Annotated in this window: 29 protein-coding genes; 10 read left to right on the forward strand and 19 right to left on the reverse strand. The window is 63.1% G+C overall.

Annotated elements, in window-relative coordinates:
- Positions 1 to 39 precede the first annotated feature (39 nt).
- The 3 genes from SPHV1_RS19550 to SPHV1_RS19560 all read right to left on the reverse strand — a co-directional run bounded on the left by SPHV1_RS19550 (position 40) and on the right by SPHV1_RS19560 (position 4,240).
- Positions 40 to 723, reverse strand: coding sequence for a Fe2+-dependent dioxygenase (locus tag SPHV1_RS19550; RefSeq protein ID WP_054947684.1), 684 nt, complete (start codon positions 721 to 723; stop codon positions 40 to 42).
- Between the two features lie 95 nt (positions 724 to 818).
- Positions 819 to 1,937, reverse strand: coding sequence for a GGDEF domain-containing protein (locus SPHV1_RS26060; RefSeq protein WP_304437727.1), 1,119 nt, complete (start codon positions 1,935 to 1,937; stop codon positions 819 to 821).
- 68 nt (positions 1,938 to 2,005) lie between these two features.
- The gene (locus tag SPHV1_RS19560; protein WP_054947685.1) at positions 2,006 to 4,240 is read right to left on the reverse strand and encodes a bifunctional diguanylate cyclase/phosphodiesterase; all 2,235 of its coding nucleotides are present in this window, start codon (positions 4,238 to 4,240) and stop codon (positions 2,006 to 2,008) included.
- A gap of 528 nt (positions 4,241 to 4,768) precedes the next feature.
- Here SPHV1_RS19560 and SPHV1_RS19565 point away from each other — a divergent pair.
- Together SPHV1_RS19565 and SPHV1_RS19570 are read left to right on the forward strand one after the other, a co-directional pair.
- The gene (locus tag SPHV1_RS19565) at positions 4,769 to 6,274 is read left to right on the forward strand and encodes an AMP-binding protein (protein ID WP_231634767.1); all 1,506 of its coding nucleotides are present in this window, start codon (positions 4,769 to 4,771) and stop codon (positions 6,272 to 6,274) included.
- A 211-nt stretch (positions 6,275 to 6,485) separates the two neighbouring features.
- Positions 6,486 to 6,794, forward strand: coding sequence for a PilZ domain-containing protein (locus SPHV1_RS19570; protein WP_079730272.1), 309 nt, complete (start codon positions 6,486 to 6,488; stop codon positions 6,792 to 6,794).
- A 46-nt stretch (positions 6,795 to 6,840) separates the two neighbouring features.
- On the opposite strand, the gene SPHV1_RS19575 is transcribed toward SPHV1_RS19570, so the two are convergent.
- The 8 genes from SPHV1_RS19575 to SPHV1_RS19605 form a co-directional block, all read right to left on the reverse strand.
- On the reverse strand, positions 6,841 to 7,635 hold the full coding sequence (locus SPHV1_RS19575) for an NUDIX domain-containing protein (protein ID WP_054947687.1): 795 nt from the start codon (positions 7,633 to 7,635) through the stop codon (positions 6,841 to 6,843).
- A gap of 394 nt (positions 7,636 to 8,029) precedes the next feature.
- On the reverse strand, positions 8,030 to 8,359 hold the full coding sequence (gene grxD, locus SPHV1_RS19580) for a Grx4 family monothiol glutaredoxin (RefSeq protein WP_013832425.1): 330 nt from the start codon (positions 8,357 to 8,359) through the stop codon (positions 8,030 to 8,032).
- A gap of 34 nt (positions 8,360 to 8,393) precedes the next feature.
- The gene (locus tag SPHV1_RS19585; RefSeq protein ID WP_007013653.1) at positions 8,394 to 8,627 is read right to left on the reverse strand and encodes a BolA family protein; all 234 of its coding nucleotides are present in this window, start codon (positions 8,625 to 8,627) and stop codon (positions 8,394 to 8,396) included.
- A 37-nt stretch (positions 8,628 to 8,664) separates the two neighbouring features.
- Positions 8,665 to 8,988, reverse strand: coding sequence for a DUF1476 domain-containing protein (locus tag SPHV1_RS19590; protein ID WP_054947688.1), 324 nt, complete (start codon positions 8,986 to 8,988; stop codon positions 8,665 to 8,667).
- Positions 8,989 to 9,121: 133 nt separating this feature from the next.
- The gene (leuD, locus tag SPHV1_RS19595; RefSeq protein WP_054947689.1) at positions 9,122 to 9,724 is read right to left on the reverse strand and encodes a 3-isopropylmalate dehydratase small subunit; all 603 of its coding nucleotides are present in this window, start codon (positions 9,722 to 9,724) and stop codon (positions 9,122 to 9,124) included.
- Positions 9,724 to 9,888, reverse strand: a complete 165-nt coding sequence (locus SPHV1_RS25530) for a hypothetical protein (protein ID WP_176167998.1) — start codon at positions 9,886 to 9,888, stop codon at positions 9,724 to 9,726. Before SPHV1_RS25530 ends, leuD begins: the two co-directional genes overlap by 1 nt.
- 4 nt (positions 9,889 to 9,892) lie before the next feature.
- Positions 9,893 to 11,326, reverse strand: coding sequence for a 3-isopropylmalate dehydratase large subunit (gene leuC, locus SPHV1_RS19600; protein WP_054947690.1), 1,434 nt, complete (start codon positions 11,324 to 11,326; stop codon positions 9,893 to 9,895).
- Between the two features lie 97 nt (positions 11,327 to 11,423).
- Complete coding sequence (locus SPHV1_RS19605) at positions 11,424 to 11,840, reverse strand: hypothetical protein (protein WP_054947691.1); 417 nt, start codon at positions 11,838 to 11,840, stop codon at positions 11,424 to 11,426.
- 182 nt (positions 11,841 to 12,022) lie between these two features.
- Between SPHV1_RS19605 and SPHV1_RS19610 the strand changes: the two genes are divergently transcribed.
- Positions 12,023 to 12,541, forward strand: a complete 519-nt coding sequence (locus tag SPHV1_RS19610) for a sterol desaturase family protein (RefSeq protein WP_054947692.1) — start codon at positions 12,023 to 12,025, stop codon at positions 12,539 to 12,541.
- 15 nt (positions 12,542 to 12,556) lie between these two features.
- Here the strand turns inward: SPHV1_RS19610 and SPHV1_RS19615 are convergent, their stop codons facing one another.
- Entirely contained in the window at positions 12,557 to 12,916 is a 360-nt protein-coding gene (locus SPHV1_RS19615) for a YbaN family protein (RefSeq protein ID WP_054947693.1), read from the reverse strand.
- Positions 12,903 to 13,313: a SufE family protein gene (locus SPHV1_RS19620; protein ID WP_054947694.1), complete on the reverse strand. Its 411-nt coding sequence runs from the start codon at positions 13,311 to 13,313 to the stop codon at positions 12,903 to 12,905. Before SPHV1_RS19620 ends, SPHV1_RS19615 begins: the two co-directional genes overlap by 14 nt.
- A 138-nt stretch (positions 13,314 to 13,451) precedes the next feature.
- On the opposite strand from SPHV1_RS19620, the gene SPHV1_RS19625 reads away from it, so the two are divergent.
- Positions 13,452 to 15,476, forward strand: a complete 2,025-nt coding sequence (locus SPHV1_RS19625; RefSeq protein ID WP_054947695.1) for an NAD(+) synthase — start codon at positions 13,452 to 13,454, stop codon at positions 15,474 to 15,476.
- On the opposite strand, the gene SPHV1_RS19630 is transcribed toward SPHV1_RS19625, so the two are convergent.
- From SPHV1_RS19630 to SPHV1_RS19655, 6 genes are all read right to left on the reverse strand, one after another.
- A complete protein-coding gene (locus tag SPHV1_RS19630) occupies positions 15,477 to 15,713 on the reverse strand; it encodes a hypothetical protein (protein WP_054947696.1) in 237 nt (78 codons plus the stop codon).
- The gene (locus SPHV1_RS19635; RefSeq protein ID WP_054947697.1) at positions 15,710 to 16,003 is read right to left on the reverse strand and encodes a hypothetical protein; all 294 of its coding nucleotides are present in this window, start codon (positions 16,001 to 16,003) and stop codon (positions 15,710 to 15,712) included. Before SPHV1_RS19635 ends, SPHV1_RS19630 begins: the two co-directional genes overlap by 4 nt.
- A gap of 37 nt (positions 16,004 to 16,040) precedes the next feature.
- The gene (locus tag SPHV1_RS19640; protein ID WP_054947698.1) at positions 16,041 to 16,325 is read right to left on the reverse strand and encodes a hypothetical protein; all 285 of its coding nucleotides are present in this window, start codon (positions 16,323 to 16,325) and stop codon (positions 16,041 to 16,043) included.
- A 29-nt stretch (positions 16,326 to 16,354) separates the two neighbouring features.
- Positions 16,355 to 16,732 carry a PspC domain-containing protein gene (locus tag SPHV1_RS19645; protein WP_054947699.1) on the reverse strand — a complete coding sequence of 126 codons (378 nt, stop codon included), beginning with the start codon at positions 16,730 to 16,732 and terminating at the stop codon, positions 16,355 to 16,357.
- Between the two features lie 121 nt (positions 16,733 to 16,853).
- A complete protein-coding gene (pspA, locus tag SPHV1_RS19650; protein WP_054947700.1) occupies positions 16,854 to 17,714 on the reverse strand; it encodes a phage shock protein PspA in 861 nt (286 codons plus the stop codon).
- The gene (locus tag SPHV1_RS19655; protein ID WP_054947701.1) at positions 17,711 to 17,905 is read right to left on the reverse strand and encodes a hypothetical protein; all 195 of its coding nucleotides are present in this window, start codon (positions 17,903 to 17,905) and stop codon (positions 17,711 to 17,713) included. Before SPHV1_RS19655 ends, pspA begins: the two co-directional genes overlap by 4 nt.
- Before the next feature lie 166 nt (positions 17,906 to 18,071).
- Here SPHV1_RS19655 and pspF point away from each other — a divergent pair, with 166 nt between their 5' ends.
- The 6 genes from pspF to rimP all read left to right on the forward strand — a co-directional run bounded on the left by pspF (position 18,072) and on the right by rimP (position 21,946).
- Positions 18,072 to 19,112 carry a phage shock protein operon transcriptional activator gene (gene pspF, locus SPHV1_RS19660; protein ID WP_054947702.1) on the forward strand — a complete coding sequence of 347 codons (1,041 nt, stop codon included), beginning with the start codon at positions 18,072 to 18,074 and terminating at the stop codon, positions 19,110 to 19,112.
- Positions 19,113 to 19,249: 137 nt separating this feature from the next.
- On the forward strand, positions 19,250 to 19,765 hold the full coding sequence (locus SPHV1_RS19665; RefSeq protein WP_054947703.1) for a helix-turn-helix transcriptional regulator: 516 nt from the start codon (positions 19,250 to 19,252) through the stop codon (positions 19,763 to 19,765).
- Between the two features lie 92 nt (positions 19,766 to 19,857).
- On the forward strand, positions 19,858 to 20,181 hold the full coding sequence (locus SPHV1_RS19670) for a hypothetical protein (protein WP_138921406.1): 324 nt from the start codon (positions 19,858 to 19,860) through the stop codon (positions 20,179 to 20,181).
- Between the two features lie 34 nt (positions 20,182 to 20,215).
- On the forward strand, positions 20,216 to 20,701 hold the full coding sequence (locus SPHV1_RS19675; protein ID WP_054947704.1) for a hypothetical protein: 486 nt from the start codon (positions 20,216 to 20,218) through the stop codon (positions 20,699 to 20,701).
- On the forward strand, positions 20,698 to 21,060 hold the full coding sequence (locus tag SPHV1_RS19680) for a JAB domain-containing protein (protein WP_231634768.1): 363 nt from the start codon (positions 20,698 to 20,700) through the stop codon (positions 21,058 to 21,060). Before SPHV1_RS19675 ends, SPHV1_RS19680 begins: the two co-directional genes overlap by 4 nt.
- Before the next feature lie 325 nt (positions 21,061 to 21,385).
- On the forward strand, positions 21,386 to 21,946 hold the full coding sequence (rimP, locus tag SPHV1_RS19685; RefSeq protein WP_054947706.1) for a ribosome maturation protein RimP: 561 nt from the start codon (positions 21,386 to 21,388) through the stop codon (positions 21,944 to 21,946).
- Position 21,947: the final 1 nt, after the last annotated feature.

Raw genomic sequence — 21,947 nt, forward strand, 5'->3', positions numbered from 1 at the left:
AATGAGTCAATGCTTAATGAGAATTATTTTCATTAACAATTAGGTGTCAGCCCAGCGCCGCAGCAGATTGTGGTAGAGATTGGTCAGTTCCAGAACCACCGGATCCTGCCCGCCGCGCTCGGCCGAAAGCGTCTGGATCGAGCAGTCGAGACGATAGAGCTGTTCGCGCTCGCCATGGTCGCGAACCATGCTCTGCAACCAGAAGAAGCTGGAAATGCGCTCACCGCGCGTGACCGGGGTGACGTGATGCAGGCTGGATGCGGGATAGAGCACCATGTCGCCCGCGCGCAATTTGACCCGCTGTTCGCCGTAAAGGTCCTCGATCACCAGTTCGCCGCCGTCGTAGTTTTCCGGCTCGGTCAGGAACAGCGTGCAGGACAAGTCGCTGCGGATGCGGAACTCGGTGCCTTTGACCTGGCGGATCGCATTGTCGACATGGGCGCCGAATTCCTGGCCGCCGCCGTAGCGGTTGAACAGCGGCGGGAAGACCTTGAGCGGCAGGGCGGCTGCCACAAAGCGCGGCGTGCGCCCCAGCGCGGCCGCGACCATCTCGCCGGCCTGGCGCTCTTCGGCGCTGCCGCTGCGAAGCTGCAGGTTGTTCTTGGCAAGACGCGACTGGTGGCCGGAGGTCTCGTTGCCGTCGACCCATTCCCCGCTGTCGATCAGCGCGCGGCAGGCGGCGACTTCATCGCGGGACATGACTCCCTCAAGCTTGAGCAACATGCGTCTATCTCCATGGTTGAAGGCCGCGCAACTAGGTCAGGACAGGTGATTAAGACAACCGCGAAGATGCCTGCGGGCATATGCCCGAATGCAATTCAGGCGAAGTCGCGCAGGGCCGCAGTCCCGTTCCGGGCCCGTTTGCGGGCGTAGAGTTTCTCGTCCGCTTCCTGCAGCAGCAGGTCCAGCCGCTGGCTTCGATCGGTACTCACAACGGTGCCGATGCAGGTGCTGATCGAGACGTTGTGATCGCCGATCTCGAAGGGCTGCGCGATAGTGGCGCCGATGCGTCGCGCGAGCAGGTCCGCCTCGTCGGCGCGCTGCAGACCGAACTGGATGACGGCGAATTCGTCGCCGCCCGGCCGCGCGACGATGTCGCCGCTGCGGATCGCGCCGCGCAGGCGGCTGGCCACGGATGTGAGCAGGGCATCGCCGACCCCGTGGCCATAGGTATCGTTGACCGGCTTGAAGCCATCGAGGTCGAGATAATGCACGGCGATCAATCCGTTGGGAGAGATCGTCGCTGCGTTTTCCTCGTAATATTCCTGGAGCGCGAGTCGGTTGGGCAGGGCGGTCAGCGTGTCTCGCCGGGCAAGCGACACCGATGCCAGCCGCTTGGCGATCTCCGCGCGCATCGTGTCGTGCCGCATCAGCACCGTCTGCGAACCACCGAAGAGGAAGGCGAGGGTGATGACGGCGAGGCCGATGTGGATCGGGTCGGCGCGGATCGCGGAAATCAGGATCGTCGGGCCGATGGCCAGGCACATGCTGGGAACGGCGATGTTCGGACGCAACCCGGTGCCGGTGGCGACGCCGGCGCAATAGCCGACGAGCAGGGCAATGATCAGAGTATGGGCCTCTGTCAAAGGCATCCAGAAAACGTAGGCGCCATAAAGCCCCAGCAACGCTGCGAAACCGAGGTAGGGGAACGCGAAGACCAGCTCCAGCCTGCGCGCCTGCGGCCGGTTCAGGGCGGCGGTAAGCGCCATGCTGCGAAAGGCGGCCGTTACGAGAACCCGGGTCAGGCTTGCGAGCATGCTCGCAACGCCGAGTGCGATCAGGAGCGGATCGAATTCCGGGGATTCCAGCCAGATGATGCCGAACGCAAGCATGAAGGCGAACATCATGATCACGGCGGGCGTGATGTTGGCATAGAGGCTGCGGACAAGCTCGACATAGACCCTGTCGTTAAGTGGCTCTGTCGAACTCAGTGGCACGCCATTTTCTCTCCAAGTTTGCCGGCTTTTGCCGGCAGCGCGACGCCTTCTTCCCTAAATTGAAAAGATTAGTTTTGTCGTAAGCAGCCGTCCGTGGTTTCGTCGAATGCGGCCCGGGGCCGGCAGTCGCTGGCGTGGACGGGTTTCGACAGCAGGAAGCCCTGGCCCATCAGGCAGCCCATCTCATGCAGCATCGTCAGTTGCTCCCGGGTCTCGATGCCTTCGGCAATGACGTCGACCGAAAGGCTGCGGGCCATGGCGATGACGCCGGCCACGATCGAATGCGCGTAACGGTCCTGCGCGATGTCGCACACGAAGCTGCGGTCGATCTTCACCTTGTCGATCGGAAAGACCTTGAGGTGCGTCAGTGAGGAAAATCCGGTCCCGAAATCGTCGAGGGCGATGGAAATTCCTGCCGCCTTGAGCCGCTCGAGAACGGCGCGCATGCGTTCCAGATCGTTCACCAGCAGCATCGTTTCGGTGACTTCCAGGGTGATGCGCTCGGTGGGAATGTCATGGGCGGCCAGAGTGGACAGCAGCATGTCCGCATAGTCGCCGCCCAGCAGGTCGGCCTCGGTGGCGTTTATGCTGACGAAGCCGGGGGTTCCGGCGGAGCGGGAGATGCTGGCGAAGTCCGCGGCGATAAGGGATATCATCCGGGAAGCGACTAGCCTGGAAAGTTCCGGATCGACGAGGGCGGGCAGGAGCTGCGCCGCCGTCATTTCCTTGCCTGCCGCGCTCGTCAGTCGCAGCAGCGCCTCATAGCCCTCTGTGCGGCCCGTGCGCAGGTCGACGATCGGCTGGTAGCGCGCAAAGATGCGATGCTGTTCGAGCGCCGAACGGATTTCCAGCTCTATGGCCTTGCGCGCCTGCTTTCGCTGCTCGAACGACTTGTCGTAGAAATGGACGAGCCCCATGCCGGTGGTCTTGCCGAGGTGAAGCGCCTGATTGGCGCGTCGCACCATTTCCTTGCCCGAAATACCCGGCTCGCTTGCCGCGACGCCGCAAGTGGCCCTCAAGTAGATCGTGCGGCAAGGTTGTTCGATCGGGACTGCTATGGCGTCGATCACCTTGCGGGCGAACTTCTGGATGGCCTCGATCGGCTTGTTGCCCGGTATCGTGACCGCAAACTCGTCTCCGCCCCAGCGGGAAACCGACCAGTGCTCCGCCGCAAGCGCGGCGATCCTTGCGCTGATTTCGCGCAGCGCATGGTCCCCCACGGTATGCCCGTAGATCTCGTTGGTATCCTTCAACCCGTCGAGGTCGAACATCAGCAGGTGAGGCGGTCGTGCACCGCCGCCATTTCGCTGGATCGTTTCATCGAGATGCGCCGCGAAGGCATTGCGATTGAGCAGGCCGGTCAGGTCGTCGATTTCGGCCGCGCGCTTCAGGGCAAGGTGCGTCGTATGCCGTTCGGTAACATCCATGAGGACGCCGACGATACGTCTGGGGCCTTCGCATTCCTTGCGCTTTTGGCCGATAATGTGCACCCGTTTGGACTTGCCGGTGCGCGTAACGATGTCGGCCTCGAAGCTGACTTCGTCAGCCCCGTCCTTCATCGCCCGGATGGCGTTGCGGACTATGGGTCTGTGCTGGGGCACGATGTAGTCAATGGCGGTCTGGCTATCGATGGGCTGATCGATCGGATGGTCGTGGATGGTGTGGATGCTCTCGGACCAGGTGATCCGGGCAGTCTCGATGTCATAATCCCAGGCACCGATCCGGGCGATCCGCTCCATCTGGCGGAAGGTCATGTCGACCTGTTCAAGCCTTTCCTTCTCGGCCGCCAGATCGCGATGAATCCGGTCCAGCTCGAGCGTGAGGACATGGGCCGCGACGAGTTGCTCTACCAGGGTGGAGAGATTTCCCATCAGGTCTATGTGCGAAGTATCGAACTTGTCGCAGGCCGGATCGGCTGCGCACACGGTCCCGAGGATATGGCCGTCGGGCGCGCGAACCGGATAACCGATATAGGACCGGATCTGCGGTCCTTCGCGCACGAGAATGCTGTCGGAGAAGCGCGTGTCCTTGTGGGTGTCGCGGATGAGAAAGGGTTCGCCAAGGGCCACCGGATAATTGCAGAACGCCATCTCCCGGGGCGTTTCCCTGACATCGATCCCGCGCGAGGCAAGGAACCATTGCCGCTGCTCATCCATCAGCGAAATCATTGCGATCGAGGAATCGAGCGACCGGCTGATGACCTGGACGATCTCGTCGAACGACGAGTGCCCCGGGCTGTCAAGCAATTCAAGCTGTCTGAGCGCTGCGACCCGCTCGGCATCATTCGGTGGAATGGGGGGCATTATCTTCTGGCATTCCTTGAGCGCGACGATCCGAATTCTTCTTGGTGCTTTATATTACGCTTTTGAAATAATCTGGTTATTTTTTTGATAATGCAGGATAAGATGTTTTAGTCCTGTAGGATTTCGTCAAGTTTTTATATATGCTGATCGGCTCCCGTTTCGCAGGAGAAGGGTCGTGTTGCAAGCGCGACAGTGACCATAGGGGCGCCATCTTGATGCGATTGAGTGTCAGATTGGCGCATCCGGATGGCGGTAAGCTGGATCGCAAGGGCAGAGGTAACGTCCTGGCCTGACATGTATTGTGTTAGTCGATCCAGCCATCCGGAAATGTTCCTGGCGTCTTGGCGGCGCCAGAAGGCGGGATTTGCAAGGAGTGTAGTGCGCGGGGAATTTCCTTCTGCAATATTTGTTATATATTTCTATAAGTTGCGCCTGACGGCCTGGCGCTTGTCCGAATTCGTGCGAATGCCTTACCGCCGGGCAGGGGTTGCGTATCACCCGCACCTCCCTCATTCGAAGTCGACGGAAATGACGCAAGGGAAGAGGCAGGAAGTGTCGGGCGATCTCTATTCACGCATTGCGCGCAGTTTCGATGCGTATGCAGACAGCATCCTCGTCGATGACGGGCAGCGTCGCTGGACCTATCGTGAGGTCGAGCAGGAGGCCGGGCGACTGGCCGCGCGGCTGCAAGGGCTGGGAGTGGCACCGGGCGAGCGGGTGCTGGTGCAGACCGACAAGAACGTCGAGACGCTGATCCTCTATATCGCCACGATCCGGGCCGGGGCGATCTACCTGCCGCTCAACGTGGATTACACCGAAGCCGAACTGGCCTATTTCGCGACCGATGCCACGCCGGTCCTGGCCGTCTGCCGCGATCAGAGTACCGGACTGTTCAACCGCATCGGCGGCGGCAGGATGCAGGTGACGACGCTCGAACGCCTCTTTGCCGACCTGCCGCAAGAGGGTGCCGCGCCCGTCCCGCGCCAGAGCGACGATATCGCGGCAATCCTTTATACTTCGGGTACGACCGGCAAGCCCAAGGGGGCGATGCTGACGCAGGACAACCTCGCTTCAAACGGCGAGATGCTGATCGATTTCTGGCGCTTCACGCCGGAGGACCGGCTCATTCACGCCTTGCCGATCTTCCACGTCCATGGCCTGTTCGTGGCGGTCCACTGCGTGCTCTTCTCTGGTGCCTCGATGTTTTTCCTGCCGAAGTTCGAAAGCGCGCAGGCGATCGAACTCATGGCGGATTCGACCGTGCTCATGGGCGTGCCCACGTTCTACGTCCGCCTGCTGGCCGATCCTGCGTTCACGCGTGAGGCGGCAGCGAACATGCGCCTGTTCATCTCGGGCTCGGCGCCGCTGTCCGCCGACATCCATCGCGCATTCGAAGCGCGTTGCGGTCACCGCGTCCTGGAACGTTACGGTATGACCGAAACCGGGATGCTCACCTCCAATCCCTATGACGGCGAGCGCCGTGCCGGTTATGTCGGCCCGCCGCTGCCCGGCGTATCGCTGCGCATTGCCGAGTTCGAGACCGGCAAGGTGCTGCCCCAGGGGGAAGTCGGCATCGTCGAGGTCAAGGGCCGCAACATCTTCAAGGGCTACTGGCAAATGCCCGAGAAGACCGCGGCCGAGTTTCGCCCCGACGGCTGGTTCATCACCGGCGACATGGGGGTGATCGACGGCGACGGCTATGTCCAGTTGGTCGGGCGCGAGAAGGACCTGATCATCACCGGGGGGCTCAACGTCTACCCTGCTGAAGTCGAAGCCTTGCTGGACGACCGCAATGACGTGGCGGAAGCGGCCGTGATCGGCGTACCCCATCCCGATTTCGGAGAGGCGGTGGTCGCCGTGGTCCAGCCGGCGGGTGCATTCGATGCCGATGCCGTGCGCGAGCAACTGCGCAAGGATCTGGCCGCGTTCAAGGTTCCGAAGACGATCCTGACTCTGGATGCCCTGCCGCGCAACACGATGGGCAAGATCCAGAAGAAGCTCCTGCGCGAACGGTTCGCCGGGCTCTTCGCCTGAGCGGATCTTGTCTCTCGGGGGCAGGTAGAAGGCCGGTTCAGAACGTTTTTGCTGCAGAAAAGGCAAGGGTCCATGCTTGGGCGTGCTCTTGCCAAGTGCCTTTAAAACCTCAGTAATGACTCAATTGTACTGGGTACTTACTGTGCCGGACCGGCATGTCCGCAAGTATCTTTAAAAGTTGGTCAACCAGTTTCGGTCATGATGGGCCATCATGACCCGTCCCATGTTGCCTCGCCGTTACATCCGTCGGCCTGTGTCGATGCCCGTGCAATGTCGCACGCAAGCGGGCATGCGGGACGAGGGCGAGATCTCCGATATTTCGGTCGAGGGATGTTGCATCCGGCCGCGCAGCCTGTTCTTCCGTGTCGGCACGCGGGTCATGATCCGGCCAGAAGGCATGGAAGCGCTGACCGGCGTCGTGCGCTGGAACAAGAACGATGTGGCCGGGATCGAGTTCGATCGGCCGATCTATGGTCCCGTCGTCGATCATCTCGCGCAGAGGCACGCCGTCGAGCTTTAAGCGAGGGCCGGGGCGGGTACTCGCCTTGGTGGATGCCCGCGATGCCTTAACCGCGCAGAAGCGTCGCGCCGGGTTCGCCGAGTACAGGATAGCCTGTGCCTTCGGGCAGCATTAGCCATTTTTCGCCATTCTGGTCGACAAAGCTTCCGCAGATGCGGCGGACGGGGTGACGGGCAATATCCTCCAGTACCTCGCCGTAGGAGCTGAACTGGGCGAGCCTTTCCAGATTGCGTCTGGTCGGGAAGATGATCTTGATTTCACCGCGTTCCGCCATGGCCAGGGCCTCGGCGGCGCTGGTCCAGAACAGGCGTGTGTTCTCCGTTGCATCGACTTCGACGTCGACCGAGCCGGTGCCAAGGTCATGAACGAAGAAACGGGTGTCGAAAGCGCGCTCCCAGATCGGACACCAGTGGGCATAGAGCGTGAGACTGTCGGTATCCAGTTCCCAGCCGAAATGGTCGAGTACCGGGGCGAGCCTGCCGTCCTTGAGCAACATGGCCCGGGCGTCCGCGGCCTCCTTCGCGCTGACCGGGGTGCGGGCGGCAATCAACAGCCCCGTCTCTTCCAGCGTTTCGCGGATGCCGGCAATCTTGGCCGCGGCCCTTTCGATCGGCATGTCGGGAAGCAGCACGTTGGCAAGATCGCGGTCGGCGGGATCGACCCGCCCGCCCGGAAAGACGGCCGCACCGCCTGCGAAACGCATTTCCTTGGCCCGCTGCAGCATCAGCAGTTCGGGCGCGGTACCGGTCCTCGGTTGGCGGAAAATGACGACGGTTGCGGCCGGGACGACATTCGGGCCATCCACGGGCATGGGCTCATCTGTCGGAGGAAATTCGAACATGGCGTTGCTGTCGCGCTGCAGGGCGGAGCATGCAAGGCATTAATGTGAGAGGTGTTGCGTCACGCGATGTTGGGGGCGTGTCGGCTGACTTTACACTTTCCTGCACTTGCCGGTCGGCGCTTCATGCGAAAAACCCGAAAAACCGGCGAAAATCCAAATTGGCACGGTCCATGCTTATATGCTCGTACCCCCAAGTAGTCTCGAATAGAGACGGGGCCGACCAGTCTCCACGGCCCCGTCTCCCCGAGACGCTTTTCCCAGCACCGGCATTATTTTGCAGCGGCAGGCTCGCAGGTTTGCAGCCACCGCAACGTCTTGCGCGCAATGCGAAAACGCCCGGAAGTTTCCTCCCGGGCGTCTCGATCTCGTGATGCGGCGCGATGCCTTGCGCAGGTCAGCCCTGCGTGGCGAGCCCGGAATCGATGAAGAGCTGGTGAAGCTCACCGGCTTCGTACATCTCCATCATGATGTCGCTGCCGCCGACGAATTCGCCCTTCACGTAGAGCTGCGGAATCGTCGGCCAATCCGAGTAGGCCTTGATTCCCTGGCGGATTTCCATGTCCTGCAGCACGTCGACGCTCTCGTAAGGGGCGCCAAGGTGCTCAAGGATCGCCACGGCACGGCTGGAAAAGCCGCACTGGGGGAATAGCGGCGTCCCCTTCATGAACAGGACGATGTCGTTCTTGTTTACAATCTCGCCGATGCGGGCGTTGACTTCGGACATGGTGAAGGCTGACCTTTTAATCTTCTACGCAAGCTCAGTTGGGAACGGCGGTCGTCAGTTGCAAGGCATGGAGTTCGCCGCCCATGCGACCGCCCAGTGCTTCGTAGACCATCTTGTGCTGCGCAACGCGCGGCTTGCCGGTGAATGCGGCGGAAACCACATGCGCGGAATAATGGTCGCCGTCACCGGCAAGGTCCGTGATCGTCACTTGCGCATCGGGAAGCGAGGCCCGGATGAGGGTTTCGATCTGTTCAGCGGACATTGCCATAGTTGGGGCTCCCTTTGTTTCCCAGGCCCGGCGCTTCTCAGACTTCGCCGAGAAAGGCGCGGCGGGCCTCGACCTGCTTGGCCTCAAGCGCGGTGCGCACTTCGGCCTCGGTGGTCTCGACGCCGGCGGCGGTGATGTCGCCGAGCAGCTTGCGGATGACATCTTCGTCGCCGGCTTCCTCGAAGTCGGCCTGGACGACGGCCTTGGCATAGGCTTCGGTCTCGGCCGGCGAAAGGCCCATGCGTTCAGCGGCCCATTCTCCGACGAGGCGGTTGCGGCGCGCCTGAATGCGGAACTGCGTATCGGCATCATGTGCGAACTTGGCTTCTTCAGCGCGTTCGCGGTCTTCAAAACTCGTCATATGACAACCTCGAAAATAATGCCCACGGGAATAGGGCCCCTGTTGCTTACCAGAAGCGGATAAGGCCCGGATTGACTTGGTTCAATCCAGATTCGCCGATTGCCCTTATTCCTTCGTCATGGCGAAGGTTTTTTCAGTCTACCGTCGAGATGGTGCGGGCAAGGAAAGGCATTTGCTCTTTCGCCCGCGCCTCGTGCGCCTTGATGGCATCGCCCTGCGCCATGGTCAGGCCCACTTCGTCGAGCCCCTCGAGCAGGCAATGCTTGCGGAAGGGGTCGATTTCGAAGGCGAAGCGGTCCTGGAACGGCGTAGTCACCGACTGCGCTTCCAGGTCGACGTCGATGGGATCGCTCTTCGCCACTTCCAGCAGGCGGTCGACGGCATCCTGCGGCAGTGCCACGGTGAGGATGCCGTTCTTGAAGGCATTGCTGGAGAAGATGTCCGAGAAGCTGGGCGCGATCACGCAGGTCACGCCCATGTCGAGCAGGGCCCAGGCGGCGTGCTCACGGCTGGAGCCGCAGCCGAAGTTGTCGCCAGCTATCAGGATCGGCGCACCGGCATATTCCGGGTCGGTGAAGACGTTGTCCGGTTCCTGCTTGACCGCCTCGAAGGCGCCCTGGCCAAGCCCTTCGCGGGTGATCGTCTTGAGCCAGGCGGCCGGGATGATGACGTCGGTGTCGACGTTCTTGCGGCCGAACGGAATGGCGCGGCCGGATACGTGTGAAATGGGTTCCATCAGTCGGTCTCTGGCGCGTCTTCGGGGTGGAGCGGCTTTTCCTCGTTACGCGCCTTGCGGCGCTTCACGAAGAGCAGGGCGGCGGCAATGGCGGCAGAGCCAATCGCGGCGCCGGCAGCAATGGCGGCCTTGCTGGCGAGATTGCTTTCGGATTCCTCGGACATCTTCTTATCCTACCAGATCGCGCACGTCTGTCAGCTTGCCGGTGACGGCTGCCGCCGCGGCCATGGCCGGGCTCATCAGGTGGGTGCGGGCACCGGGGCCCTGACGGCCGGTGAAGTTGCGGTTGCTGGTCGAGGCGCAGCGCTCTCCGGCGGGAACCTTGTCGGGGTTCATCGCGAGGCAGGCCGAACAGCCCGGTTCACGCCATTCGAGGCCGGCGTCGATGATGATCTTGTCGAGACCCTCGGCTTCGGCCTGCTGCTTGACGAGGCCCGAGCCCGGCACGACGATCGCCCACTTGACGTTGTCGGCCTTGTGGCGGCCCTTGAGCACTTCGGCGGCAGCGCGGATGTCCTCGATGCGGCTGTTGGTGCACGAGCCGATGAAGACGTTCTGCACTTCGATGTCGGTCAGCCTGGTGCCCGGGGTCAGGCCCATGTACTCGAGGCTGACCTTGACCGCGCTCTGCTTCGAAGCGTCGGCGAAGTCTTCGGGTGCCGGAACCAGGCCGCCGATGGCGGAGGTGTCCTCGGGGCTGGTGCCCCAGGTGACGGTCGGCTGGATGTCTTCGGCGCGGACCGAGACGGTCTTGTCGAAGGTTGCGCCTTCGTCGGTCGCAAGGCTCTTCCACCAGGCGACGGCCTTGTCCCATTCCTCGCCCTTGGGCGCATAGGGGCGGCCCTTGATGTAGGCGAAAGTGGCTTCGTCAGGCGCGACCAGGCCAGCGCGCGCGCCGCCCTCGATCGACATGTTGCAGACCGTCAGGCGGCCTTCGATCGACATTTCCTCGAAGACGTTGCCGCGATACTCGATCACGTGGCCGGTGCCGCCCGCGGTGCCGATCAGGCCGATGATGTGCAGGATCACGTCCTTGGGGGTGACGCCGGCGCCCAGCGTGCCCTCGACGCGCACTTCCATGGTCTTCGACTGCTTGAGCAGCAGGGTCTGCGTGGCGAGAACGTGCTCGACCTCGCTGGTGCCGATGCCGAATGCCAGCGCGCCGAGGCCGCCGTGGCAGGCAGTGTGGCTGTCGCCGCACACGATCGTAGCGCCGGGCAGGGAGAAGCCCTGTTCGGGGCCGACGACGTGGACGATGCCCTGCTCGGGATCGGTCGAATCGATGTAGCGGATGCCGAACTCGGGCGCGTTCTTCTGAAGCGCGGCCAGCTGCTGCGCGCTCTGCGGGTCGGCGATGGGCAGGATGTTGCCCGAGGCGTCCTTGCGCGCCGTGGTCGGCAGGTTGTGGTCGGGAACCGCGAGCGTAAGATCCGGGCGACGCACCGGGCGGCCGGCGGCGCGAAGGCTTTCGAAGGCCTGCGGGCTGGTCACCTCGTGGATGATGTGCCTGTCGATGTAGACGAGGCTGGTACCGTCGTCGCGCCGGTCGACGACGTGGGCGTCCCAGATCTTCTGGTAGAGTGTACGCGGTTTCGTGCTCATGATGAGGCGCGATTAGGCGCGCTCGCCCCGCAATTCAAGCGGAACGAGCGTACCTGATCGTAGGGTGGATGTTGGGAGCGATAGCGGAGGCTCCGCCTCAGCCGCGTCGGTTGTCGCGGTCATGGCGTTCCATGCGCAGGGCGACATGGACGCGATCGACCTTGCGCTGGAGGATCTGCATCTCCCGGGCAGAGATGCCGTTGCGGGCATAGCTGGCATAGAGGCGCTGGATTTCCGCGGCGTCGCGGCGCAGGCCCTTGGCTTCGCGCTGGCTGATCGCCCGGCGGGCGGCAGCCCGGTCGATGTCGCGACGCAGGTCATTGATATCGCTACGGATCGAAGCGTTGCGGGCCGGGGTGTGGCGCGCTGCATCGTGACGGCCGCTGTCATGGCGGACGTTATCGTAGCGGACGTTGTCGTAGCGGACCGTCTCGTGGGCCGAGGCGGGGGCGATCGTGGCGATGGCCAGCGTTGCGACGAGGGCCGGGGCGACGATCTTGGTCAGGGTGCGCATGAGTTCAATTCCTTATCTGCATCAGTTCGGAAGCCCGGAGCAATTGGCGGTTGCTGCTCGGCGTTTCCGTGCATTCAGAAATATGGCTACGAAGATGAACGCCAGACATATGACCCGTCGCAAATTCGTGTGGGTTTGTAAGAGAGTGTCGCAGGGTGCGTCCGCGGTGCTATAGCGGAGGCATGTCCGCAACTCTTGCCAGCCTGATCGTCCTTGCCACCGTGGCCGCGATGGAATTCGTCGCATGGTCGAGCCACAAGTATGTCATGCACGGGTTCGGCTGGGCCTGGCACCGCGATCATCACGAGCCGCACGACAAGATGCTGGAGAAGAACGATCTCTTCGCGCTGGTCGGCGCGGCGATGAGCATTTCGATGTTCGCTCTCGGCTCTCCGCTGGTCCTGGGGGAGAGCGCCTGGGCGCCGGCGACGTGGATCGGCCTGGGCATTCTCGTCTACGGCGTGATTTACACGCTGATTCACGATGGCCTCGTCCACCAGCGCTATTTCCGCTGGGTGCCCAAACGCGGCTATGCCAAGCGGCTGGTGCAGGCGCACAGGCTGCACCATGCAACGATCGGCAAGGAGGGCGGGGTCAGCTTCGGCTTCGTGGTCGCCCGCGATCCGGCGGTGCTCAAGCGCGAACTGCGCGAACAGCGCAAGGCCGGCATTGCCGTCCTGCGCGAGGCGGTCGAGGACTGATCCACGCTGCCGGCCCTATTCGGGCCGCGTCCAGATCCAGGGCCCCAAGATGACCAGTACCGCGACCGGGATCATGAACCAAGGCCAGCCGGTCAGCAGCCAGGTGAAGGGAATCGAGGCAGTCATCGCGAGGATCGCGGAGACCTTGCCCTTGCGGCTGATCGCCCGGCGATCGCGCCAGGCGCGCAGGTGATGGCCGTGTATGGGGTGGTTGTGCAGCTTTTCCGCCCATTCCGGGTGGCTCTTGGAAAAGCACCAGGCCGCCAGCAGGTAAAACACCACGGTCGGCATGATCGGCAGGAAGATGCCGATGGTCCCCAGTGCGACGAAGAAGATCCCCGCCGCCAGCCAGACCCCGCGTTTAACTTGCCGCATACCGGGCTGCTGTTTCGCGAATCAGGGTGATCATGTTCGGCACGCCCTGGGTCCGGTTGGAAGAGAGCTGGTTCTTCAGGTCGAAGGGCTCGAGCGCGGCGGCTATGTCGGTTGCGGCGACATCTGCCGCCGGCCGGTCCTGCACCGTGGAGATCACCAGGGCGACGATGCCCTTGGTGATGGCCGCGTTGCTGTCGGCCAGAAAGTGCAGTTTGCCGTCGTCCTGTGTCATCGGATAGACCCAGACGCTGGCCGAGCAGCCGCGGACCTTGGTTGCGTCCGTCTTGAGGGCATCGGGCATGGCGTCCAGCTCGCGGCCGAGTTCGATCAGCAGGCGATAGCGTTCGTCGCCATCGAGGAATTCGTACTCTTCGCGGATATCGTCGAGGCTGCGCATGCTAGGCCATTTAAGCGCCGAACGGGTGAGGGCAAGGGGATTCCTTGCCTCGCCAGCGTCTTGCTGTCAGTGGAGTCGCATAGAGACGTACGGAGCCCTGCAACCTTGAACGCCACGCACAGCCACCCGTTCTACGCCATGCACGAACACGGTTTCGTGCGCGTTGCGACCTCTACGCCGCATGTCCGCACGGCCGACGTCGCATTCAATCGCGATGCGATCCTGGCCGAGGCGCGCCGCGCTCACGAGGCGCACGTCGACCTGTTGGTCTATCCAGAACTGTGCCTGTCTTCCTACGCGATCGACGACCTGCACCTGCAGCAGGCCATGATCGAAGCGGTGGAGGCGGCGATCGGCGAGATCGTCAAGGCGAGCGCGCAGTTGACGCCCGTGCTGCTGATCGGCGCGGCGCTGCGCAAGAACGGCAGGCTCTACAACTGCGCGCTGGCGATCGCCCACGGCAAGCTGCTGGGCGCGGTGCCCAAGTCCTACCTGCCCAATTATCGCGAGTTCTACGAAAAGCGCTGGTTCGCCAGCGGGAAGGACATCCGCGGTCAGTCGATCCAGGTCAACGGGCATGACGTGCCTTTCGGCACCGATCTCGTCTTTGCTTCCGAAGTGCTGCCGGGCTTCCGCTTCTTCGCCGAGATCTGCGAGGATTTCTGGGCCGCGACGCCGCCCAGTTCGCTCGGCGCGCTCGCCGGGGCGACGATCCTGTGCAACCTGTCGGCCTCCAACATCGTCATCGGCAAGTCCGACGAGCGACACATGCTCTGCCGGTCGCAATCGGCCCGCGCGACCGCAGCCTACGTCTATTGTGCTGCCGGGCACGGCGAGAGCACGACCGACCTCGCCTGGGACGGGCAGGGCGTGATCTACGAACTGGGCGACCTGCTCGCCGAATCCGAGCGCTTCTCGCTCAATCCCGAGCTGTGCATCGCCGATGTCGATTGCGACCGCATCCTGAACGACCGCATGCGTCTGCCGACCTTCAACGATTCCGGCGAAGTGGCCGGACGACCGGACGAGACGTTCCGCACCGTGCCGTTCCGCCACGCGCCTGCAGGCGGCGATATCGGGCTGACCCGGCCGGTCAGCCGCTTTCCCTTCGTGCCCGACCGTGCCGAGCGTCTCGATGCGGACTGCTACGAGGCGTTCAACATCCAGGTCGACGGCCTCATGCGCCGCATCGAATCGACCGGCGCGAAGTCGATGGTCATCGGCGTTTCGGGCGGCCTTGATTCGACCCATGCGCTGATCGTCGCGGCGCGCGCCTGCGACCGGCTCGGTCTGCCGCGCACATTCATCCGCGGTTACACGATGCCCGGCTTCGGGACGAGCGAGGGCACCAAGTCCAATGCCTGGAAACTGATGAAGGCGTTGGGCATTACCGCCGACGAGATCGACATCATTCCCGCCTCGACCCGCATGTTGGAGGACATCGGCCACGCCTTCGCCGACGGTGAGCCGGTTTACGACGTGACGTTCGAGAACGTGCAGGCGGGCCTGCGCACCGACTATCTGTTCCGCCTGGCCAGCCAGAACAGCGGTTTCGTGATCGGCACCGGCGACCTGTCCGAACTGGCTCTGGGCTGGTGCACTTATGGCGTGGGCGACCAGATGAGCCACTACGCGGTCAACTCCGGCGTACCCAAGACGCTGATCCAGTACCTGATCCGCTGGTGCGCGACGACCGGCGACTTCGACAAGCCGACGGCGAAGATCCTGCTGGCGATCCTTTCCACGGAGATCTCTCCCGAACTGGTCCCGGCAGGCGCCGACGGTGCGATCCAGAGCACCGAGGCGAAAATCGGCCCGTACGAACTCAACGACTTCTTTCTGCATCACGTGATGCGCTTCGGCCAGAAGCCCTCGAAAGTGGCATTCCTTGCCTGGCATGCCTGGCGCGATACGGGGGCGGGGACCTGGCCGGCCGGGTTCCCGGACGAACGCAAGAACGCCTACGACCTTGCGACCATCCGCAGCTGGCTGGAGAAGTTCCTTGGCCGGTTCTTCGCTTTCAGCCAGTTCAAGCGCTCGGCGATCCCCAACGGGCCCAAGGTCTCGTCCGGCGGGGCGCTCAGCCCGCGCGGGGACTGGCGCGCACCGTCCGACGCGAGCGCGGCGGTCTGGCTGTCGGAGCTGGAAGCGCGCCTGCCGTGATCAGTCGCGCAGCGATTCGATCTCGCGCGAGAGGTCGGAGCTGCGCCGATCGTCGGTGGCGATGCGTTCGAGCACGGAGATGCGCTTGCGCAGGGCTTCGACCTCGTGCTCGAGCTCTTCCTCGCGGGCGCTGTGGCCCGGTCCGCGATGGTCGCCCATGGCGCGGTACTTTTGCGAGCGCAGCCAGGTAATCGACGCGATTGCGAAGAGAACGACGACGGCAGTCCAGAAACTCATTGCGTGACAACCTCTTGTGCATCGCTGTCGCGCAAGGCCTCGATCTGCATGGCGATCAGGCTCTTGCTCTCGGCATCGGTGACAATCCTCTCAAGGACGCGCAGGCGCTGCTCCAGTTCGGCGCAATGCACCTCAAGCTGCTTTGCATGCTGCGTTTCCTTGCCCGCAAGGAGTTCGAGCTTCCGCTGCTGGAAGTCAAGCCGGCGCTTGTAGGCGCCCGACACGATCCCGACCATGGCGATCAGTGCGCCCATGAGGGCGGCAAAGGCGATGACATCACCGAAACCCATCGTATTCTACCCCCTGTAGCCCGACCGCAAGCCGGTCTCAGTTGACGGAAGTGTCCCGTTCGGACTTGCGCAAGGCATCGCCTTCGCGCGTGTCGCGCAGGGCTTCGATCTGCAGTGCGGTGTCGTAGCCGCCATCGGTGATGATCCGCTCGAGCACCCGCACGCGTTCTTCCAGTTCGGCGTTGCTCGTCGCGTACTGGGCGGCCTTTTCGGCGGTAGCCTTGACCTGTAGCTCCGCCATCTTGCGCTGGTGCCTGGTCCAGATCGCCACGATCGGGATCGACAGCGCCACGATGGGGATGAGTTCCGCAAAGTTGAACATGAAAAGCGGTCCTTTCGTGAAGCCCGCGCTCAGCGCAGGCTTTCGATCTCTGCGGCGAGCCGCGAATTGCTGCTCGTATAGTAGGCTTCCATGTCCGCCACGCGCCGGTCGATGTCGGAGATTTCCGAACGCAGGCGGGTGGACCGGCTCTGCCTCGAACGGCGGCGGTCCATGCGGCGCAGCAGGCGTTCTTCCTCTTCCTCGCTATAGAGGTAGTTGGGACGCTTGTCCGCCAGCACCATGACCGCGATGTAGATCGGGATGGTGAGGTAGAAGCCGAAGAACGTCAGCAGAACGGCGGCCAGACGGATCCAGAGCGCATCGACGCCGGTATAGTCGGCAATGCCGGCGCACACGCCCGCGAGCTTGGCATTCGACTTGTCGAGATAGAATTGTCCGCGTGACACTGGTGTTCCTTCCCTTGATTGCGCACGCCATTGCTTGTGAATGAGCGTGCGCTGTCCCTGTTTCCCGGTCCTGGCCCATCGCGGGCGGTGCGCGCTGCCGGGATGCCAGCGCGCGCCGCAATTATTCCGGTTGATCTTCGGCGCGCCTGCCCGATGCGTCGCTCGGCGTCTCGGGGGCATGGCCCATGCTGCGCTTCATCTCGGCAAGCTCGGCCTCGATCTTGTCGCCATCGGCAAGCGCGGCGATTTCCTCGGCGAGCGTCGGCTGGCGCCTGTCGGCGAGGCCCAGCGCCTCGGCCCGACCTTCGGCATAATCGACGCGCCGCTCAAGCTGGTCGAAGCGTGCCATCGCCTCGTCCACGCGCTCGCTCGAAAGCAGGGTGCGCAGTTTGACCCTATTTTCGGCGCTCTGCAAGCGTGCGGCGATGGAGCTCTGGCGGCTGCGGGCCTCGCGAAGGCGGCTCTGCAGCTTCTCGATATCTTCCTCGTAGGCGCGCAGCGCATCGTCGAGGACGAGGACTTCCTCGCGCAGCTGCGCGGCCATGTCCGCGGCCTTCTTGCGTTCGACCAGGGCAGCGCGGGCCAGATCCTCGCGGTCCTTGCTCAGGGCCAGCTGGGCCTTCTCCGCCCAGTCATCCTGCAGCTTTTCCAGCTTGGCGACATGGCGGCGCAGCTCCTTCTGATCGGCGATCGTGCGCGCGCTCGAAGTGCGGACCTCGACGAGGGTCTCTTCCATCTCGAGGATGATCAGGCGGATCATCTTGGCGGGATCTTCGGCCTTGTCGAGCATGTCGTTGAAGTTCGCGGCGATGATGTCGCGCGTGCGGGAGAAGATACCCATCCTGATGTTTCCTTTGATATAGGTCGGGCCGAAGTTCTGGGTCTGGGTGTCGGTGGGGGCGGTGCCGAAGCGGTCCTCGCCGGAGCCGGAGTGCTTGACCGGATTCTGGAGGATTTCGATTTCCGCGTCGAGCCTGCTCATTGCAGCGGTACTCCGCAAACCGGCGAAGCGGCATAGGCCTTGGTCGGGCCGACCTGGTCGGACAGGGCCAGGATATTGAGAGTGCCCATGGCGAGGACGCTGGCAATGATCGCCCAGTCGAGCTTGCTGCGCACGCGGGGACTTTCCGGCTGGCGGTCGGTGCGTTCGGTGCTGGCGATGCTCATCGACATGGCGTGAATTCCCTCAATTTCCGGTCTTGCGTTCACTACGCTTCATGCACAGCAAAGGGCGTGCCAATTGCCTGAAATGGCGGAATTCCTGTGGTTCTTTCGGCAATCCGATGCTCTTGTAAAAGATGAATTGCCAATGAATGGGAAATTTCGCTAATTATTGGGAATGGATCGCGATGTGCAGTTCATCGGCCAGTCGACGGCCTTCCTCGATGCGGTGGAGCGGGCCAGCCGGGCTGCCGCCGTCAGCCGGCCGGTTCTCGTCATCGGGGAGCGGGGGACGGGCAAGGAACTGATCGCCCAGCGCCTTCACCGCCTGTCCCCGCGCTGGGACGAGGCGCTCGTCACCATGAACTGCGCGGCGCTTCCCGAAACGCTGATCGAGGCCGAACTGTTCGGACATGAAGCGGGCGCCTTCACCGGGGCGGTCAAGGCCCGGGTCGGACGCTTCGAGGAGGCGGACCGCGGCACCCTGTTCCTCGACGAACTGGGGACTTTGTCCATGGCCGCGCAGGAGCGGCTGCTGCGCGCGATCGAGTATGGCGAGATTGCCCGCATCGGATCGTCGCGGCCTTCGCTCGTCGATGTGCGGATCGTGGCGGCCACCAATGCCGACCTTCCGCGCCTTGCTGATGAAGGCAGGTTTCGCGCCGACCTGCTCGACCGGCTGAGTTTCGAGGTCATCAATCTGCCTCCGCTGCGGGCGAGGGAAGGGGATGTCTTCGAACTGGCGGACTACTACGGGCGGCGCATGGCCGCCGAACTGGAGTGGCAGGGTTGGCCCGGCTTCAGCGCGGTCGCGCTCGACGCGCTTGAAAGACATGCCTGGCCCGGCAACGTGCGCGAGTTGCGCAATGTCGTGGAGCGGGCGGTCTATCGCTGGGCGCGCGAAGACGAGCCGATCGCGGAGATCGTGTTCGATCCTTTCGAAAGCCCGTGGCATCGCACGGATGCGCTTATGGAGCCGCGCGCCGGCGTTCGGGAAGAAGAGGCGTCTGCTCCGGAACCGGTGTTGCCGGCATCGGTGACGGGTCCCGACAGCGTCGACGATCTGCGCGCGGCGGTCGATGCTTACGAAAGCGGTCTGGTGCGCGCGGCGCTTGACCGTCATCGCTGGAACCAGCGCCGTGCAGCCGCCGCGCTGGGGCTCACATACGATCAGATAAGGCACTGTATCCGCAAGCACAGAATCATGGAGGCGGAATAAGCGGCGCGCGATCTTGTCAGGGACGGGCCGCTTTGCCATGCAATTAACTGACAGCTTAGGATAAAGCCGGGTTCGTTTATGGCGCCCCGGTTTGTCGTGTAGGGTAGGCATACAATTGGCGGGCGAGTCGTATTCCGGTGTTCAACGAAGATGAAGCCAGAACATTGCTGGACAGTCTCACGGCCAAGCAGGTCGAAGTGTTGGACCTGCTTGCGATGCACCGCACCACCAAGGAAATCGCGCGTGAGCTGAATATCGCGCCCAATACGGTCGATCAGCGCATTTCCGCGGTTCGCGACAAGTGGGGAACCACCAACCGCAAGGATACCACGCGGCGCTACGTCCAGCTTCTCGAGCTATGTGACAAAACCACATGTGAATTTTCACGTGTCGACGATGAGCCCGACGGCGGGGAAGACGTCGATCAGGACTTGCCGGTCGATCCGGTCTTCGTCCTCTCCGATGCAAGGCCGATGGCGATGCATCGCGAGTGGGGCGGGGAGAAGGGACGGCGACCGACGGGCCTGGAGGCTTTCGATGCGAAATTCGGCAGGACGGGGCGGCTGGTAGCCATTCTCGTTCTGGCGATGATCATGGCGATGACGCTCGCGTCTTCGCTGGCCATTGCCGATGCCTTGGGCAGACTGATCTGACGGTCGGTGCTGCCGGAGCGCAGCGGCCGGGTTGAGCACCGATTGCCTTCGAACCTGAATGAGCGCCGGGGGCGCCAGCGGAGACGAAGAGCATGACTCCTGAAATTGCTGGAATGCGGATTTCCCGCAGCATCAAGTCGGTGGAAACGGGCATGGACGAACTGCTCGCCATGGCCGGAGAGCTTCTTGCCGAGATCGCTCGGGGGCGCATCGCCACGACCGAAGACGCCTACGAAGGGCAGCGCCCGATGATGCGGGTCGCAAATATGCAGAGAAACCTGATGGAAGCGCGTTCGGAACTGGTTCGTGCGCACTCCGACCTGTCCAAGCTCGCGGAACGCATGGACATTCCTTACGAGTGCCCGGATAATCGCGGCGAGTTGCGCGACCTCGACCTGGAGCGCGCCGTCGCCTGAGGAATGAGGAGGGGCAGGTTTGGGAAGTGAACAATTGGCATTCTTCCTGCTGCTGCCCCTTTCCCTCATCCTGGCGACATGGAAGGGCGGGGCACCGGAGCGTTACGGAGCCCTGGTGATCGTCGCGATGGCCGTGATCCAGCGGATCGCCATCGTCTTCGTGCCCAGCCATTTCGTCAGTGTCGACCCGGCGGCCCTCGTGACCGATTTCGTTGGACTGACGGGTTTTGGAATACTGGCTGTTCAAGCCCGGAGAATCTGGCCGATATGGGCAGCGTCCCTACAACTCCTCAGCGTGAGCGCGCACTTCGCGCGGTGGGCGGACATCGGCGTCCCGCCGTTCGTCTACGCGCTGATGCGCGGTTCTCCGACCTTCGTGGCCCTGGCGGCGCTGCTGGTGGGGACGGTCCTGCACATGGTCAGGTTGAAGCGGCATGGAGCCGATCCCTCATGGCAGAACTGGTCCCGGGGGTCAGCGTCGTACGACCGCTATCCGGGGCGACCCTCGAATCGCTGGTGAGCCAGATCGGCGGGTTGCGCCATGAAGTCGTGATCGCACTCCTGTTCGATGGCCACGGCATACTGGTTTCCTGCCTGTCCGGCAGCGAAGGGACGAGCGCATCGGTCAGCGGGCGCTATCGTCCGTTGCTCAAGCGCATCTTCGATGACGATGCGACGGGGCTTGTCCTCGTTCACAACCATCCTTCCGGCGATCCCAGCCCGAGCGAGGCGGATATCGCCGCCACGCGCCGGCTTGGCGCGATCGCGCGGGCAGTGGAAGTCGACTTCTTCGATCACCTCGTCGTCGCCGGGCGCATGGCCGTGAGCATGCGCCGGGCGGGACTGATGACCGGCCGCGCAAGCCGGTCCAAACCTTAGCGGATATCCTGCTTTTGCCCGGCGCGAATCGCGTGTCGGGCGAATGCTGGTTATCCGGGCAAGAGCTGCATGGGGGAGTTGCGGCCTGTCGTTACCGGTGTGGTCAGCGTCCGGTACGGCAGGTCGCGCTTCGGGTTTTGCGGGGGTGCGCACCGATTGCCGCCGCTTTCATCGGCCCCTTGCGTTTTGAAGGGAATGCGCTTATCTGCGCCTCATCCCGACATTGGTGAAACAAGGTTCGGGCTGGCGCCGGAAGGGGCCGGCGCGGAACCGCGTTGCATCGATGTGCTGCCGGGAAGCCAGTGATTTTAACGTGGAGTTTCGTTTGGTCGATATCGCGCGCCTTGTCGAAGTCATCGAACCTGAGGTCAAAGCCTTGGGATTCGATCTCGTGCGCGTGAAGCTGTTCGGCCGCTCGGAAGTCGGCGACGATGAGCATGCGCTGCAGATCATGGCCGAGAACCCGAAGACCGGGCAGCTCGTCCTCGACGATTGCGTGAAGCTCTCGCATCGCATCTCCGACCGCATGGATGCGCTCGAGGAAGCAGGCGAAGTCCTGATCGACGAGGCATATCGCCTCGAAGTCAGCTCGCCGGGCATCGACCGACCGCTCACGCGTCCCAAGGACTACGTCAACTGGGCCGGTCATGAGGCGCGGATCAATCTGACCGCTCCCGTCGAGGGCAATCGCAAGACGCTGCATGGCGAGCTTGTCGGCCTCGATGGCGAAACGGTCGAATTCGAAGACAGGAAATCGGGCCGGGTGACTTTCCCGCTGTCCGACGTTCATTCCGCGCGGCTGGTCCTCACCGACAAGCTGATTGCTGCAACCCGCCCGCTGGATACGAGCGGCGCCGACGAGATTCTCGAGGAACAGGAAGACTAAG

The organism is Novosphingobium sp. KN65.2 (assembly GCF_001368935.1).
Taxonomy (GTDB): Bacteria; Pseudomonadota; Alphaproteobacteria; order Sphingomonadales; family Sphingomonadaceae; genus Novosphingobium; species Novosphingobium mathurense.